At 63.7% G+C, this 15,588-nt stretch carries 15 protein-coding genes; 9 read left to right on the forward strand and 6 right to left on the reverse strand.

Annotated features, from left to right (window positions below; genetic code table 11):
• Positions 1-15: 15 nt before the first annotated feature.
• The 3 genes from G404_RS0110145 to G404_RS0110155 all read right to left on the reverse strand — a co-directional run bounded on the left by G404_RS0110145 (position 16) and on the right by G404_RS0110155 (position 2,216).
• The gene (locus tag G404_RS0110145) at positions 16-444 is read right to left on the reverse strand and encodes a hypothetical protein (protein ID WP_028640978.1); all 429 of its coding nucleotides are present in this window, start codon (positions 442-444) and stop codon (positions 16-18) included.
• A 65-nt stretch (positions 445-509) separates the two neighbouring features.
• Positions 510-1,952, reverse strand: a complete 1,443-nt coding sequence (gene tldD / locus G404_RS0110150; RefSeq protein WP_028640979.1) for a metalloprotease TldD — start codon at positions 1,950-1,952, stop codon at positions 510-512.
• Between the two features lie 42 nt (positions 1,953-1,994).
• Positions 1,995-2,216 (reverse strand): zinc-finger domain-containing protein, encoded by a 222-nt coding sequence (locus G404_RS0110155; protein ID WP_028640980.1) that lies wholly within the window; start codon positions 2,214-2,216, stop codon positions 1,995-1,997.
• Positions 2,217-2,314: 98 nt separating this feature from the next.
• Between G404_RS0110155 and G404_RS18765 the strand changes: the two genes are divergently transcribed.
• The 6 genes from G404_RS18765 to G404_RS0110190 all read left to right on the forward strand — a co-directional run bounded on the left by G404_RS18765 (position 2,315) and on the right by G404_RS0110190 (position 10,388).
• Positions 2,315-3,292, forward strand: coding sequence for an ABC transporter ATP-binding protein (locus G404_RS18765; RefSeq protein WP_051280514.1), 978 nt, complete (start codon positions 2,315-2,317; stop codon positions 3,290-3,292).
• Positions 3,293-3,743: 451 nt separating this feature from the next.
• The gene (nadB, locus tag G404_RS0110165; RefSeq protein ID WP_028640981.1) at positions 3,744-5,333 is read left to right on the forward strand and encodes an L-aspartate oxidase; all 1,590 of its coding nucleotides are present in this window, start codon (positions 3,744-3,746) and stop codon (positions 5,331-5,333) included.
• A gap of 528 nt (positions 5,334-5,861) precedes the next feature.
• Complete coding sequence (locus tag G404_RS0110170) at positions 5,862-7,871, forward strand: ribonucleoside-diphosphate reductase subunit alpha (protein WP_425411630.1); 2,010 nt, start codon at positions 5,862-5,864, stop codon at positions 7,869-7,871.
• A gap of 75 nt (positions 7,872-7,946) precedes the next feature.
• Complete coding sequence (locus G404_RS0110180) at positions 7,947-8,327, forward strand: PepSY domain-containing protein (RefSeq protein WP_028640983.1); 381 nt, start codon at positions 7,947-7,949, stop codon at positions 8,325-8,327.
• 82 nt (positions 8,328-8,409) lie between these two features.
• Positions 8,410-9,465, forward strand: coding sequence for a ribonucleotide-diphosphate reductase subunit beta (locus G404_RS0110185; protein ID WP_028640984.1), 1,056 nt, complete (start codon positions 8,410-8,412; stop codon positions 9,463-9,465).
• A 161-nt stretch (positions 9,466-9,626) separates the two neighbouring features.
• Positions 9,627-10,388, forward strand: coding sequence for a HesA/MoeB/ThiF family protein (locus tag G404_RS0110190; protein WP_028640985.1), 762 nt, complete (start codon positions 9,627-9,629; stop codon positions 10,386-10,388).
• A 99-nt stretch (positions 10,389-10,487) separates the two neighbouring features.
• Here the strand turns inward: G404_RS0110190 and G404_RS0110195 are convergent, their stop codons facing one another.
• Positions 10,488-11,198 carry an NAD-dependent deacylase gene (locus tag G404_RS0110195; protein WP_028640986.1) on the reverse strand — a complete coding sequence of 237 codons (711 nt, stop codon included), beginning with the start codon at positions 11,196-11,198 and terminating at the stop codon, positions 10,488-10,490.
• Between the two features lie 113 nt (positions 11,199-11,311).
• Between G404_RS0110195 and dapB the strand changes: the two genes are divergently transcribed.
• The 3 genes from dapB to G404_RS0110210 are packed head-to-tail and all read left to right on the forward strand — an operon-like array spanning position 11,312 to position 13,124.
• Positions 11,312-12,040 (forward strand): 4-hydroxy-tetrahydrodipicolinate reductase, encoded by a 729-nt coding sequence (gene dapB, locus G404_RS0110200; RefSeq protein WP_028640987.1) that lies wholly within the window; start codon positions 11,312-11,314, stop codon positions 12,038-12,040.
• Positions 12,037-12,729, forward strand: a complete 693-nt coding sequence (gene nth, locus G404_RS0110205; RefSeq protein ID WP_028640988.1) for an endonuclease III — start codon at positions 12,037-12,039, stop codon at positions 12,727-12,729. The genes dapB and nth overlap by 4 nt, the downstream gene beginning before the upstream one ends.
• Positions 12,726-13,124 (forward strand): hypothetical protein, encoded by a 399-nt coding sequence (locus tag G404_RS0110210; protein WP_028640989.1) that lies wholly within the window; start codon positions 12,726-12,728, stop codon positions 13,122-13,124. Before nth ends, G404_RS0110210 begins: the two co-directional genes overlap by 4 nt.
• Here G404_RS0110210 and G404_RS0110215 read toward each other — a convergent pair whose 3' ends face one another.
• Positions 13,125-14,435, reverse strand: a complete 1,311-nt coding sequence (locus G404_RS0110215) for a dicarboxylate/amino acid:cation symporter (protein WP_028640990.1) — start codon at positions 14,433-14,435, stop codon at positions 13,125-13,127. It lies immediately after the preceding gene.
• Between the two features lie 32 nt (positions 14,436-14,467).
• A complete protein-coding gene (aroC, locus tag G404_RS0110220) occupies positions 14,468-15,538 on the reverse strand; it encodes a chorismate synthase (RefSeq protein WP_028640991.1) in 1,071 nt (356 codons plus the stop codon).
• Positions 15,539-15,588: the final 50 nt, after the last annotated feature.

Raw genomic sequence — 15,588 nt, forward strand, 5'->3', positions numbered from 1 at the left:
GATCTTGCAAAGCCGCTACTTCGACGGCGCAACCTTGCGCGGGCGGGTATAGGGCACGAATTTGTCCAGGCTGACAAACCCGCGCCAAAAGCCCGAAGAGCGATCGTGCAACTGCACCGTGTCGATGCTGCACAGTTCCGACGTGGTCAGACGCGTGACCAGCACATCGTCGCTGTCGAGCGATTCGGCGCCAGAGCGCGGGCGTTGCACGTAATACGTTCCGCCCATCTGGTAGACGATCGCGGTCTTGTCGATCACGGTGGATGAACTGACCATCGGCAGATCGATGCAATCGACCGGTTTGCCCGGCACGCGATCCTTCAGCATGTCGGCCAGTTCGGCTTCACCGGTCAACCGGGGCTTGGCATCGGCCACAGCCGCGCCGGCGCCGATCGCCAGCGTTGCGGCAAGTGCGATTGTCAGCGCGTGATGTTCGCGAATCATCCTGGACACCCTTTGCACATATGCGGATCAAACCGTCTCATGACCGACCTGAACCGCGGCTGACTCTACCCTGTGCCACCAACCGTCAGGCCGTCGATCAGCAGCGTTGGCTGGCCGACGCCGGCCGGCACGCTCTGGCCGCCTTTGCCGCAGATGCCGACGCCTTCATCGATCGCCATGTCGTTGCCGATGCCCAGCACCCGGGTCAGCACGGTCGGGCCATCGCCGATCAGTGTCGCGCCCTTGATCGGTGCGCCGATCCGCCCGTTTTCGACGCGGTACGCCTCGGTGCAACTGAACACAAACTTGCCGCTGGTAATGTCGACCTGGCCGCCGCCGAACGATTTGGCAAAGATCCCGTTCTTGACCCGCGACAGCAATTCGGCGGGATCGTCGTTGCCCGATCGCATGAAGGTGTTGGTCATGCGTGGCATCGGCGCATGGGCATAATTCTCGCGACGCCCGTTGCCGGTCGGCGCCACGCCCATCAGCCGCGCATTAAGCCGATCCTGCATGTAACCCTTCAGGATGCCATCCTCGATCAGCACGTTTTCCTGCGTAGGTGTGCCCTCGTCGTCGATCGACAGCGATCCGCGGCGGCCGCCACCGGCATCGTTGCCCAAGGTGCCGTCGTCCACGACGGTGACGCCGGGCGCGGCCACGCGTTCGCCGATGCGTCCGGAAAAGGCGCTTGTGCCCTTGCGGTTGAAATCGCCTTCCAGGCCGTGGCCGACCGCCTCGTGCAGCAGCACACCGGGCCAGCCGGGGCCGACCAGCACGGTCATTTCGCCCGCGGGTGCTGCCACCGCATCCAGATTGACCAGCGCCTGCGCCAGCGCGCTGTCGATCGCACGGTTCCAGGTTTCAGGCGTGAACAGATCGTCGTAAAGCCGCCGCCCGCCCAGGCCAAAACTGCCGGTTTCGCGCCGTCCGTCCTGTTCGACCACGATCCCGACGTTCAGCCGGACCAGCGGGCGGATGTCATGGCCGACAAACCCGTCGGCGCGCACGATCTCGATCACCGACCAGCTGCCCGACAGCGATGCCGAAACCTGCACAACCCGCGGATCGCGCGCACGCGCGGCGGCATCGATCGATTCGAGCAGCCGCACTTTGGCCTCGAACGGCACCGCATCGAGCGGCGAGGCATCGGTGTAAAGGTGACGGTTGCTCGACCGCGGCGGCGGCGCCGGGCTGCCGCTGGCGGGATCGAGCAGCTTCAGCGTTTCGCCTGCCCGCGCGATGGCAGCGGCGGAAATCTCGTTGGCATGCGCAAAGCCGGTCATTTCCCCCGACACGCCGCGCAGGCCGAACCCGGCATCGCGCGAATAATCGGCGGTTTTCAGCCGCCCGTCGTCAAAGCCGAAACTTTCGCTGGCGATGAATTGCAAATACAGCTCGCCATCATCGCACGCGCCAAGCGCTGCGGCGGTCAGGCGGCGGGCATCGTCCGGGGTCAGCAGGCCAGGGCGATAAAGCAGGGCGCGGGGGTCGGAAATCTGGGTCATGGGCCCAGTCTATAGGACCGCTTTGCGGCGCATGCTACCGTTTCAGGCGACCTGGCTGCTCGCCCCGTCGGCGGGGCCGCCCTTGAGAATGAACCGCCGGTCGCAATAGCCGCAATCGACATAGCCCTGAACATCGATTTCCAGCCAGACGCGCGGGTGGCCCAGCGCCGATGGCTTGAAGCCGCCGGTCGAACGGATATTTCCGGCGCCGTCGCAGCTGACTCGGGTCGAAGCGGAATAGGTGGTTTCAGGGGCGTTGTTCATGGCTTTGGCGAACTAGCAAACGCACCGTGCGCCGACAAGCGGCTGTCTGCGCCAGTACGGCCTTTACGCGAGGCCCGCGGCACGGCAGGTAGGCAGCCATGCAACAGATTTCCGCCATCAGCATCCGCGATCTCGTCAAACGTTACGCCCCCGCCGGGCAAGGGGAAGGCAAACTGGCGCTCGCCGGCGTCAGCCTCGATGTGCCGCGTGGCCAGGTGTTTGGCCTGCTTGGCCCCAACGGGGCGGGCAAGTCGACCATGATCAACACGCTGGCCGGGATGGTGGTCAAGACCTCGGGTACGGTGTCGATCTGGGGCCACGATATCGATCACGACCGCCGCAACGCCAAGGCCTCGATCGGGATCGTGCCGCAGGAAATCGTGTTCGATCCGTTTTTCACGCCCTTCGAAGTGCTGCAGATCCAGGCCGGGCTGTATGGTGTGCCGCAGTCGCGACGCCGATCGATGGAATTGCTTGATGCGGTGCACCTGGCGGACAAGGCGCACGCCCATGCGCGATCGCTGTCGGGCGGGATGCGCCGGCGCCTGCTGATTGCCAAGGCGATGGTGCATGCCCCGCCCGTGCTGGTGCTTGATGAACCCACCGCGGGCGTCGATGTGGAATTGCGCCGGCAGTTGTGGGAACTGGTGCGCCAGCTCAATGCCGACGGGGTAACAGTGGTTCTGACCACGCATTACCTCGAAGAGGCCGAAGAACTGTGCGATCGCATCGCGATTATCAACCATGGCCGGCTGATCGCCGACAAGCCGACTCGCGAACTGGTCGATATGGCCCGCGAAAAGGTGGTCGTGCTGACGCTTGACCGCGCGATCGAGGTTGCACCGCAGCATCCCCTGTTCCGCCGCAGCGTGCTGGGCGCAGACCGGCAACTCGAAATCTCCTATGACAAGGACCAGACCAATGCCGGCCAGGTGCTGGCGCTGGTTCAAGACTTTGGCTGTGGCATTGTCGATGTCACAACCCGCGAGGCCGATCTGGAAGATGTGTTCGTATCGTTGACCAGCGCACAGTCAAACGATCGGGCAGACGAAGGCGCGGCGGGCCAGAATGGTTAATTGCGCGCGTATAGCCGCAGCGTGACCGGGTCAGATTTTCTGACCGGCACTTTTCGCAAGCGATTCGCTTAGGCGGCGCCAGGCTCCTTTTCGGACGCGCCGGATCGTGCAGTCACACGATTTGCATGTGCCGACATAGTTCAGCCCGTCCCATTCAACCGAATGTCGAACGGGTTTATGGGCGTTGAAAAAACAGGACAGGCGACCGAAGTGCATGGGAATCGTCCCCGCGTTTTCGTCAAAAACTTATGATGCAATCCGTATCATTGTGCAGGCGCGAAGGCGACACTTATCTTTGGTTAATTCCGGCGACGCCGCAGTTTGCGCTTCGGGCCTGACTGCCCTATTTACGTGACCCTGCCGTAAAAAGTGCGATTCCCAAATGCTGTAATTCCCTCTAGGTCGCGGCACAGGGGGCAATGCCCGCTGCAATCGCGAAGGCCGGACCAGTTTGACAGACCATGACGTATTGATCGTTGGATCGGGCGCGGCAGGATTGACCGCGGCGCTGGTACTGGCAGAGCGGTTGAAGGTGCTGGTGCTCGCCAAAGGTGCGCTTGATGCCGGATCGACGGCCTGGGCGCAGGGCGGGATCGCCGCCGTGCTCGACCAGGGCGATACGTTCGAGGATCACATCCGCGATACGATGGTTGCCGGTGGCGGGTTGAACCGTCGCGAAACGGTCGAATTCGTGGTGGAACATGCGCCCGAAGCGATCGGCCGGCTGGCCGCGCTGGGCGTGCCGTTCAACGAAGAGGCAGGCGCACTGCACCTGACCCGCGAAGGGGGGCATTCGCACCGGCGCATCGTCCACGTCGATGATGCCACCGGGTTTGCCGTGCAGGAGGCGCTGCTCAAGGCCGCGCATGCGCATCCCAACATCACCTTGCGCCCGCACAGCGTGGCAATCGATCTGGTGACCGACCGGCATCGTGCCGATGGCGGTGACGATGGTGCCGCGGGCCGGCGTGTGTGGGGCGTCTATGCGCTGGATGCGACGACGGGCCGCGTCGAATGCCACGTGGCGCGATCGACGATCCTGGCGACCGGCGGGGCCGGGCGCACGTATTTGTTCAGCACCGCACCGCGTGGCGCCACCGGCGACGGCATTGCCATGGCGTGGCGCGCCGGCGCGCGGGTGTCGAACATGGAATTCATGCAGTTTCACCCGACCTGCCTCTACAATCTTGAGGTCAAGAACCTGCTGATCACCGAGGCGGTGCGCGGCGAAGGCGGTCATTTGCTGCTGCCGACCACGGGCGAACGGTTCATGCCGCGGTTTGATGTGCGCGCCGAACTGGCCCCGCGCGATATTGTCGCGCGCGCAATCGATCACGAAATCAAGCGGCTGGGGCTCGATTATGTCCATCTCGACATCAGCCACAAGGACCCGGAATTCGTCCGCGCCCATTTCCCCAATATCCATGAACGGCTGCTGGCGCTGGGCATCGACATGACGCGTCAGCCGATTCCGGTGGTTCCCGCCCAGCATTACACGTGCGGCGGGGTCCTGGTCGATCTGGCTGGGCGGACCGATCTGCCGGGGCTTTATGCCGTCGGCGAATGTTCGGAAAGCGGTCTGCACGGGGCCAATCGCCTGGCGTCGAACAGCCTGCTGGAATGCTTTGTGTTCGGCGATGCTTCGGCCCGCGACATCCTGGCGCTGTGGGACGATTTCCCGCCGCCGCCGCCGATCCGGCCATGGGATGAAAGCCGCGTCGGCAGTTCGGACGAAGAGGTCGTGATCAAGCAGAACTGGACCGAACTGCGCCGGTTCATGTGGAACTATGTCGGCATCGTGCGCACCAACAAGCGGCTCGAACGCGCGGCGCACCGCATCACGCTGCTCAAGAACGAAGTGCACGAATATTACAGCCATTTTCGCGTCACCGCCGACCTGATCGAATTGCGCAACCTGTTGCAAACCGCCGACCTGATCGTGAAGAGCGCGCGCGCGCGTCGCGAAAGCCGGGGGCTGCATTTCAACCAGGATTATCCTGCCACCCATCCGGCCGCGCGGGACACGATTCTGGTTCCCTGAAGGGCCGGTCCGGTCGGGGTTCGCGTGCCGCCGCAGCGGCGGCCCTGTGGCAATTGTGGATAATCGCCACAGCGGGTCTGGACAGGCGCCTTGTCCACAGGATCGTCAGCCGGCCGAAATTTTGTTTGCGGCGCTGCAATTCGGGCTTGAAATGGCGCTCGCCCCACGCGTCGCTGCACTGCACAACAGGTGTCATCACGATGAAACGAATCGTGCGTGCGACGAACCGAATCGCTCTTGCGTGTATTACCCTCTTGTCTCATTTCTGCGTTCCGGCACTATAGGTAGTGGTTGCACAGGCCGGGGACCTCAAGACCTAGTTGCAGACAGCATGCTTCGACAACGGGGCGTGAAACAGTGGCGGCACCGCGGTGTCGGCGCTGAAACCTGTCTGTTGCCAGGCGCGGGGGCCGTATGGGGCGGCAATTTGATTCACGGTTTGTTCCGGGTGATGGTACACTGGGGCCAACCCGCTGAGTCGGATGACGGCGCGGTGCAAGATGACAGCTTTGCCATGGACCCGGCCGGATGCCGGGATCATGGTCATTCGGGGATGGTGGCGTGGATTTCAGGACTGGTGATAGCGGCGCGGCAGATGGCACACTTGGCCTTGACGAGGCCGGGGCCGATCTGTCGGGCGCGGAAAAGGCGCTTGGCATGATGGCAAAGGATCTTGGTACGGCAGCGCTGGTGGCGCCGCAGGCGCGCCTGCATCAGGAAGATTCCAAGGCGGTTCACGCCCGCCGGTTCGATATCCGCACCGACCCGTCGCGCGATGCGCTGTTGACCGTGTTCGGCAAGGACACGCTTGACGATCGCTATCTGCTGCCTGGCGAAAACTACCAGGATCTGTTCGCGCGCGTGGCAGCGGCCTATGCCGATGATGCCGATCATGCGCAGCGGCTGTATGATTATATCTCGCGCCTGTGGTTCATGCCGGCAACGCCGGTGTTGTCCAACGGCGGCACCGGGCGCGGATTGCCGATCTCGTGCTATCTCAATTCGGTCGAAGACAGCCTGGAAGGCATCGTTGCCACCTGGAACGAAAATGTCTGGCTGGCGTCGCGCGGCGGCGGCATCGGCACGTATTGGGGCAAAGTGCGCGGTATCGGCGAAAGCGTCGGGCTGAACGGCAAGACCAGCGGCATTATCCCCTTCGTCCGCGTCATGGACAGCCTGACGCTTGCCATTTCGCAAGGATCGCTGCGCCGCGGTTCGGCGGCGTGTTACCTTGACGTCACGCACCCGGAAATCGAGGAATTCCTCGAAATCCGCAAGCCCAGCGGCGATTTCAACCGCAAGGCGCTCAATCTGCACCACGGCGTGCTGCTGACCGACGATTTCATGGAAGCGGTGCGCGACGGACGCGAATTCGAACTGAAAAGCCCCAAGGACGGCACCGTGCGCAGCAAGGTCGATGCGCGCAGCCTGTTCCAGAAACTGGTCGAAGTGCGTCTTGCCACGGGCGAGCCCTACATCGTGTTTTCGGACACGGTGAACCGCACCATGCCCAAGCATCATCGCGATCTGGGGCTGAAGGTATCGACTTCGAACCTGTGTTCGGAAATCACCCTGCCGACCGGGCGCGACCATCTCGGCAACGACCGCACCGCGGTGTGCTGCCTGTCGTCGCTCAACCTTGAAACCTGGGACGAATGGCACGAAGACAAGCAGTTCGTGGGCGACGTGCTGCGGTTCCTCGACAATGTGCTGCAGGATTTCATCGACCGCGCACCGGACGAAATGGCCCGCGCCAAGTATTCTGCCGCGCGCGAACGCTCGGTTGGCATGGGCGTGATGGGTTTCCACTCGTTCCTGCAGAAAAAGAGCATCGGCTTTGAAAGCGCGATGGCCAAGGCGTGGAACCTCAAGATGTTCCGCCACATCGCTTCGCGCGCGGATGAAGCCTCGCTGCTGCTGGCGCAGGAACGCGGACCTTGCCCCGATGCCGCCGACATGGGCGTGATGCAGCGTTTTTCGTGCAAGATGGCCATCGCGCCGACCGCATCGATCTCGATCATCTGCGGCGGCACGTCGGCCTGCATCGAGCCGATCCCGGCCAACATCTACACGCACAAGACGCTGTCGGGTTCGTTCGTGGTGAAGAACCCCTATCTCGAAAAGCTGCTCCAGGCGAAATCAAAGGATTCCACCAATGTGTGGAATTCGATCCTTGAACGCGGCGGCTCGGTTCAGCACCTCGATTTCCTGTCGCCCGAGGAAAAGGCGGTTTACAAGACCAGCTTTGAAATCGATCAGCGCTGGCTGCTCGAATTCGCAGCGGATCGCACCCCCTATATCGACCAGGCGCAGTCGCTGAACCTGTATATCCCCGCCGATGTCGACAAGTGGGACCTGTTGATGCTGCATTATCAGGCATGGGAAAAGGGCATCAAGTCGCTCTATTACCTGCGCTCGAAATCGGTGCAGCGCGCAGGCTTTGCCGGCGGCGTCGAAGCCGACAACACCGCCGATGCGCCGGTGATCGAACTGCACACGCAGCAGACCGATTACGAGGAGTGCCTTGCCTGCCAGTAATGGCGCGCAAGGACCCTGCGATCATGGATCTTTTGATCATGACCCTCTTGCCCTGTCGCGATCCGGCGGTGTCCCATGCGTAAATGGCACCGCTGGCTTTCGGTGTGCTTTGGCGTGTTCCTGCTGTGGATCGCGGTGACCGGCGTGCTCAGCCAGATCGTGCCGCTGTTCGGGCAGGGCGAAGGCCGTCAGCACGCGGCAACGCCCCCGTCCGGCTTCGTGTGTCCGCCCGACTATTCGTGCCGGCCCAAGCCAAAGCCCGGTGATCCGCGGGCGCTGGTCGGTCTGCTGCATCATCTCCATTCGGGCGAAAGCTTTGGTCCGGTCGGCGTGGTGATTGCCACAGTGTCCGGGTTTGCCATGGTGTTCTTTGCCGGTTCGGGCCTGTGGCTTTACATCCAGATGTGGCGCAACCGTGCAAGCCGTGCGCTGGCGCCTCGCTGGTTCTGGAAATGATTTTCTGCTCGCCCTGCCGGGCGATTCCCCTTTCGCCCAATCTGGCGTAAAACCATACACGCAATTCCCGGAGTTCGCTGCCATGCCCCTTCTCGAAGCCCGCAATGCCTACAAGCCCTTCGAATATCCGTGGGCCTACGAGTTCTGGAAACGCCAGCAGCAGGTCCACTGGATGCCCGAGGAAGTGCCTCTGGGTGAAGATTGCCGCGACTGGGCGCAGAAGATCAGCGATCACGAACGCAATTTGCTGACGCAGATCTTCCGCTTTTTCACCCAGGCCGACATCGATGTGCAAAATTGCTATCATGAACAATACGGCCGCGTGTTCAAACCGACCGAGATCAAGATGATGCTCGCATCGTTTTCCAATATGGAAACGGTGCATGTTGCGGCCTATTCGCACCTGCTCGACACGATCGGCATGCCCGAAAGCGAATACGGCATGTTCCTCGAATACGAGGAAATGAAGGCCAAGCACGACTATCTGCAGCAGTTCGGCGTCGACACCGATGAAGACATCGCGCGCACGCTTGCCATGTTTGGCGGCTTTACCGAAGGGCTGCAGCTGTTCGCATCGTTCGCCATGCTGATGAACTTCCCCCGCTTCAACAAGATGAAGGGCATGGGACAGATCGTGTCGTGGTCGGTCCGCGATGAAACACTCCATTGCGAAGGCATCACCCGCCTGTTCCACGCGTTCGTCCAGGAACGCGGGTGCCTGACCAAGTCGGTCAAGGAAGACATCATCGATGCCTGCCAGAAAACCGTCAGGCTGGAAGACGCGTTCATCGACCTGGCCTTTGAACAGGGACCGGTGCCCGGCATGTCGGCCAAGGAAATCAAGCGCTACATCCGCTATATCGCCGACTGGCGCCTGAGCCAGCTCGGGTTCCAGCCGATCTACATGATCGAAGACCACCCGCTGCCGTGGCTCGCCCCGCTGCTCAACGGTGTCGAACACGCCAACTTCTTCGAAACGCGCGCCACCGAATATTCCAAGGCCGCCACCCGTGGCAGCTGGAACGACGTGTGGGGCGCGTTCGACGGCCGCCGCAAGGCGAAGTCTGCGGCCAATATCGAACCGATGTCGGAAATGGCGCTCGACATGTTCGGCGCGGCGGGGATCGCGGCCGAGTAACACGACAGCGATTGCGTTGAAAATGGCCCGGCTTGCGATGTGCAGGCCGGGCCTTTTTTGTACCATCGGCAGGCGCGAAAGCACCTGCGCCGGCCGCAAAGCCCGTGCCGCAGGTACAAAAAGCCCTTCGCAATTCCCGTCTTCCTGCCTATTTGCCGGCGATGACCCCCGACCGTCTCGATCGCTTTGCCCGCCATATCGTCCTGCCCGAACTGGGCGGTGCGGGGCAGGCACGGCTGGTGCAGGCGCATGTCGTGCTGGTGGGGGTGGGGGGGATCGGCAATCCGGCCCTGCAGTATCTGGCGGGCGCGGGGATCGGGCGGCTGACGCTGATCGATGACGATGATGTCGATCTGTCGAACCTGCAACGCCAGACGCTGTTTGCGCCTGACGACATCGGCCACCCCAAAGTCGAAGTCGCGGCGCGGTGGGCGGCGCGGTTTGACCCCGCGCTGACGATCGTGGCGCATCGCGTCCGGCTGGATGCGGGCAGTGCGGCACAGCTGCTGGCGGGGGCGGATGTGGTGCTGGATGGCACCGATGCGTTTGCGACGCGGCTGGCGGTGGCCGATGCCTGTGTGGCGTTGGGCGTGCCTTTGACAAGCGCGGCGCTGGGTCGGTTCCAGGGGCAGGTGGGCAATTTTGCCGGACATCTGCCCGATCAGGCCTGTTACCGGTGTTTTGTCGGCGATGCATTCGATGCCACCGATTGCGATACGTGCGCCGATCAGGGTGTGCTGGGCGCGATGGTCGGCATGGTCGGAGCTTTTGCGGCGATGCAGGCGCTGCGCGTGGTCACGGCGGGGGTATCGACGCTGGGCGATCCGCAATGGGGCCGGCTGCACGTGATCGATGGCCTGACGCCAGGCCTGCGCACGATGCGCATTCCCAAAGACCCCGAATGCCGGACCTGCCACGCCTGATCTGTGTTGCGTTTGATCTGACACGCAACACGCATCACGCGCCTTTGTTTTCGCATCGTGTGTTGCAAAAAACCGGTGCCCACTTGTTTGCACGGTGCTCTAGCCGAGCAGTTCGTCCACCCAGGCGGTGACGATTTCGCTGGCGGGGCCCAGCCGGGTCTGGTCGAACCACGCCGACCCTTGCGAGCGTTCCAGATTGAGTTCCAGCGTCTGCGCACCAAGTTCGCGCGCCAGCCGCACAAACCCGGCGGCCGGATAGACCGCGCCCGAGGTGCCGATCGATACGAACAGGTCCGCATCGGCCAGCAGGGTCTGGATCGCGTCCATGCGATAGGGGATTTCGCCAAACCACACGATATCGGGGCGCAGCGCGCGCGCGCCGCACGCCGGGCAGGCCGGACGGTCGATCAGCGCGCCGGTCCAACGGGTGCGGACATCGCACGCGGTGCACCACGCGCTCAGATGTTCGCCGTGCATGTGGATCACGGCGTGTGATCCGCCGCGTTCATGCAGATCATCGACGTTCTGCGTGACCACCGTGACCGGTCCTGCCCATTCGCGTTCGAGCCGGGCCAGCGCGCGGTGCGCGGCATTGGGTTCCTTGGTCTGGATCGCAGCGCGGCGCATGTCATAGAAACGCAGAACCAGGTCGGGATCGCGGGCAAACGCTTCGGGCGTGGCGACGTCTTCGACGCGGTGCTGTTCCCACAGGCTTGGACCGCCATTGGCGCCTGCGCGAAAGGTGTCGATACCGCTTTCGGCCGAAATGCCGGCACCGGTCAGGATGACGATGGAACGGGGTCTGTTCATGGCGCGCATCATGGCGCGCCTTGCGGCATTTGGCCATGGCCCGGCAGGGAAACGCGCCTTGCACAGGCGCCTGCCAACGCCCAAAAGACGCGCCACCAGCAACGAGGGAAGCAATGGCCAGAATCGGGATAATCGGCAGCGCGGGTCGCATGGGCCAGGCATTGCAGGCCGCGGTTGCGGCAGCGGAGCATGACTATGCGGGTGGCGTGGACAGGGACGGCGACCTGGCGGCACTGGCGGCGCACAGCGATGTCATGGTGGATTTTTCGGCACCCGGCGCGCTTGAAGCCAATCTCGAGGCGGCGATTGCGGCGGGTGTGCCGATGGTCGTGGGCACCACCGGGCTTGCCGAACGGCACCACTGGCTGATCGATGGCGCGGCGGTGTCGATCCCGATCCTGCAGACCGGCAACACGTCGTTGGGCGTAACGCTGCTGGCGCATCTGGTGCGCGAGGCGGCACAACGGCTGGGCCCCGACTGGGACATCGAAATTGTCGAGACGCACCACCGCATGAAGGTGGATGCGCCTTCGGGCACCGCGCTTCTGCTGGGCGAAGCGGCGGCCGACGGCCGGGGTGAAGCGCTGGGCGATGTGGCCCAGCGCGGCCGCGACGGCCTGACCGGCGCGCGCGTGCCGGGCGCGATCGGCTTTGCCAGTTTGCGCGGGGGCAGCGTGGCCGGCGATCATGCGGTGCATTTCCTGGCCGACAACGAGCGGCTGACGCTGTCGCACCTGGCCGAAAACCGTGGTATTTTTGCGCGCGGTGCAGTGCGTGCGGCGCACTGGCTGATCGGGCGGGCGCCGGGGCGTTATACCATGCCGCAGGTGCTCGACCTTTGACCCGCGACCAGATCTTCGAATTCTTTCGCCGTCTGGCCGAGGCCAACCCTGCGCCCGAGACCGAGCTGGCCTTTGGCAACACCTATCAGTTGCTGGTGGCGGTAACCCTGTCGGCGCAAGCCACCGATGTCGGGGTAAACAAGGCGACGAGGCGGCTGTTCGAGATCGTCCACACCCCGGCGCAGATGGTGGAACTGGGCGAAGACGGGTTGAAGCAGCACATCAAGACAATCGGCTTGTTCAATGCCAAGGCGAAAAACGTCATCGCGCTGTCCGAACTGCTGATCCGCGATCATGGCGGCGAAGTGCCGGCCGATCGCGATGCGCTGACCGCGTTGCCGGGTGTGGGGCGCAAGACCGCGAATGTCGTGCTGAACTGCGCCTTCGGGATGGAAACCTTTGCGGTGGACACGCATATCTTTCGCGTGGGCAACCGCACCGGCATGGCCAGGGGCAAGACCCCCGATGCGGTGGAAAAGGTGCTGGAGAAAAAAGTGCCCGCGCCGTTTCGGCTGGGCGCGCATCACTGGCTGATCCTGCACGGGCGTTATGTGTGCAAGGCGCGCAGGCCCGAATGTTGGCACTGCCCGGTTATTGACCTTTGCCGTTACAAGGCGAAGATTGTCGACCCGGGGGCGAAAGCGGCGCCGGCCAGACCGGCGCGCAAGGCCAAGGAGACGACAGCATGATGCGGATCGCTTTGACGCTGGCCACGGCTATCGTGGCACTGGCAGGCTGTGCGCCCATTCCCGGCGGCGGCGATGACGGACACGGCAGGAATGTGCCGCTGGCGCGCCCCAACGGACCGCCGCGCGATTGCGTGCCGCTGGGCAGCATCCGCGAAAGCCGTGTGCAGGATGACTGGACGATCGATTTCCATGACAGCGGCACGCGGTGGTATCGTGTGACCCTGCCGCAGCGTTGCAACGGCCTGGGCACCTATCGGGCGTTCAAATACGAAACCTCGCTCAGCGAACTGTGCAGCACCGACATCATCACCGTCATGGACTTTGGCGGCCCCGGCGGCGGTCCGCGCGGATCGTGCGGCATGGGCCGGTTTCAACCCGTGGAAATCGGCAAATAGTTACCCCTGCGGGTCGAGGTGCAGGCCCTTGCGGCCGTGTTCGGGGGTGTCATGCGGCGGCAGGGCAACCGGCGCATCGGGATCGAGCGGGGTTTGCAGCATGCCTTCCCAATGCGTGATCAGCACGGTGGCGATGGCATTGCCGAACACGTTGGTGACGGTGCGCCCCATGTCGAGGAAAGTATCGACGCCAAGCAGCAGCGCGATCCCCTCGATCGGCAGTCCGAACTGGGTCAGCGTGGCCGAAATCACCACCAGGCTGGCGCGCGGCACCCCGGCGATGCCCTTTGACGTGATCATCAGCGTCAGCAGCATGGCGATCTGCTGCCCCGCCGACAGCGGGATGTTGTAGGCCTGCGCGATGAACAGCGTGGCAAAGCTGGTGTACATCATCGACCCGCCAAGATTGAACGAATATCCCAGCGGCAGCACAAACCCCGAAATGCGGCGCGGCACGCCATAGCGGTCGAGCGCCTCGAACAGCCGCGGCAGCGCGCTTTCCGAACTGGCGGTGGAATAGGCCAGCAACAGCGGCTCGCGGATATAGCGCAGCAACAGCGTGGCGCGCCGCCCCAGAAACGCCATCGCCAGCACGAACAGCAGCGCGCAAAACAGCGCCAGGCCGCCGTAGAATTCGGCCACGAACTTGCCATACGTGATGACAATGCCCAGCCCGCGCGTGGCGATCACCGATGCCAGCGCGCCAAACACCGCAAAGGGCGCGGCCATCATCACATAGCCGGTCATCGTCAGCATCAGATCGACCAGCGCCTCGGCCCCGCGCACCAGCGGGGCGCCCCTGTCGCCCAGCGCCGACAGCGCGATTCCGGCAAACAGCGAAAACACCAGGATCTGCAGGACGTTGTTTTCGGCCATCGCGCTGATCACGCTGGTCGGCACGATTTCCAGCACAAAGTGACGAAAGGTGAAATCGGCGGTCGACACCGCGCCAACCTGGCTCAGCGCGGTAAAGTGCAATCCGTGACCCGGCTGGAACAGATTGACCAGCACCAGCCCCATGCCGATCGACACCAGGCTGGACGCGACAAACCAGCCCAGCGCGCGTCCGCCGATCCGGCCCAGCGCGCTGCTGTCACCCATTGCCGCGATCCCGGTGATCAGCGTGGCCATGACCAGCGGTGCGATGATCATCTTGATCAGGCGCAGAAACACTTCGGGCAGCAGGTTGAGCATGCCCGCCACGCCGCTCAACGTCGCCGGCTGCGCGGCCAGCCCCGCATGCAGGCCGGCACCCAGCGCGATACCGGCAAACATGCCGATCAGAATGAAAAGGGTCAGTCGGCGCGCCATGTCATCGTGCTCCTGGGGGGCAATTCAAAGGGTCAGCCGCATTGGGCCCGATGCAACAGCTTTTGATCGGTCAGCACCGCGGCCATCATCGCCTCGACCACCGGCACGCCGCGGATCCCGACGCAGGGGTCGTGACGACCTTTGGTGAACAGGTCGGTCGCCTCGCCCTCGCGCGTGATTGTCGGCATCGCGGTCAGGATCGACGAGGTCGGCTTGAACGCCACGCGCACCACCACCGGCTGGCCGGTGGAGATGCCCCCGGCGATACCGCCGGCATGGTTGGCGGTGAACACCGGGGACCCGGCATCGCCAGGCCGCATCGGATCGGCATTGCCTTCACCCGAATTGGCGGCGGCGGCAAAGCCGTCGCCGATCTCCACGCCTTTGACCGCGTTGATCCCCATCATCGCATGCGCCAGCTCGGCATCGAGCTTGGCATAAAGCGGTGCGCCCCAGCCCGCCGGAACTCCGGTGGCCACACATTCGACCACCGCGCCCAGCGACGATCCGGCCTTGCGCGCGGTATCGACCAGCGCTTCCCAGCGTGCGGCGGCAACCGGATCGGGGCAGAAGAACGGATTGCGCGCGATTTCGGCCGCATCGAAACGGGCCGGATCGATCGCATCGCCGCCGATCGCGCTGACATAGCCCATGATCGCCACTTCGGGGATCACCAGCCGCGCCACCGCGCCTGCGGCCACGCGCGCCGCGGTTTCGCGGGCCGACGAACGCCCGCCGCCGCGATAATCGCGAAACCCGTATTTGGCGTCATAGGCATAATCGGCGTGCCCCGGGCGATAGGCCTGCGCGACTTGCGAATAGTCTTTTGAGCGCTGGTCGACATTTTCGATCATCAGGCTGATCGGGGTGCCGGTGGTGCGCCCTTCGAACACGCCCGACAGGATGCGCACCTGGTCGGGTTCTTGGCGCTGCGTGGTAAAGCGCGACTGACCGGGGCGCCGCGCGTCAAGCAACGGCTGAATATCGGCTTCGGTCAGCGCCAGGCCCGGAGGGCAGCCATCCACGACTGCACCAAGGGCAGGCCCGTGGCTTTCGCCCCAGGTGGTGAAGCGGAAAACGTGTCCGAAAGTGTTGCGGCTCATAGGTTCCCGGCTTTTCCCCATTCGGCGTGAAAAGTCCACTGTTGCAGCAG

Source organism: Novosphingobium acidiphilum DSM 19966 (genome assembly GCF_000429005.1).
Lineage (GTDB): Bacteria > Pseudomonadota > Alphaproteobacteria > Sphingomonadales > Sphingomonadaceae > Novosphingobium > Novosphingobium acidiphilum.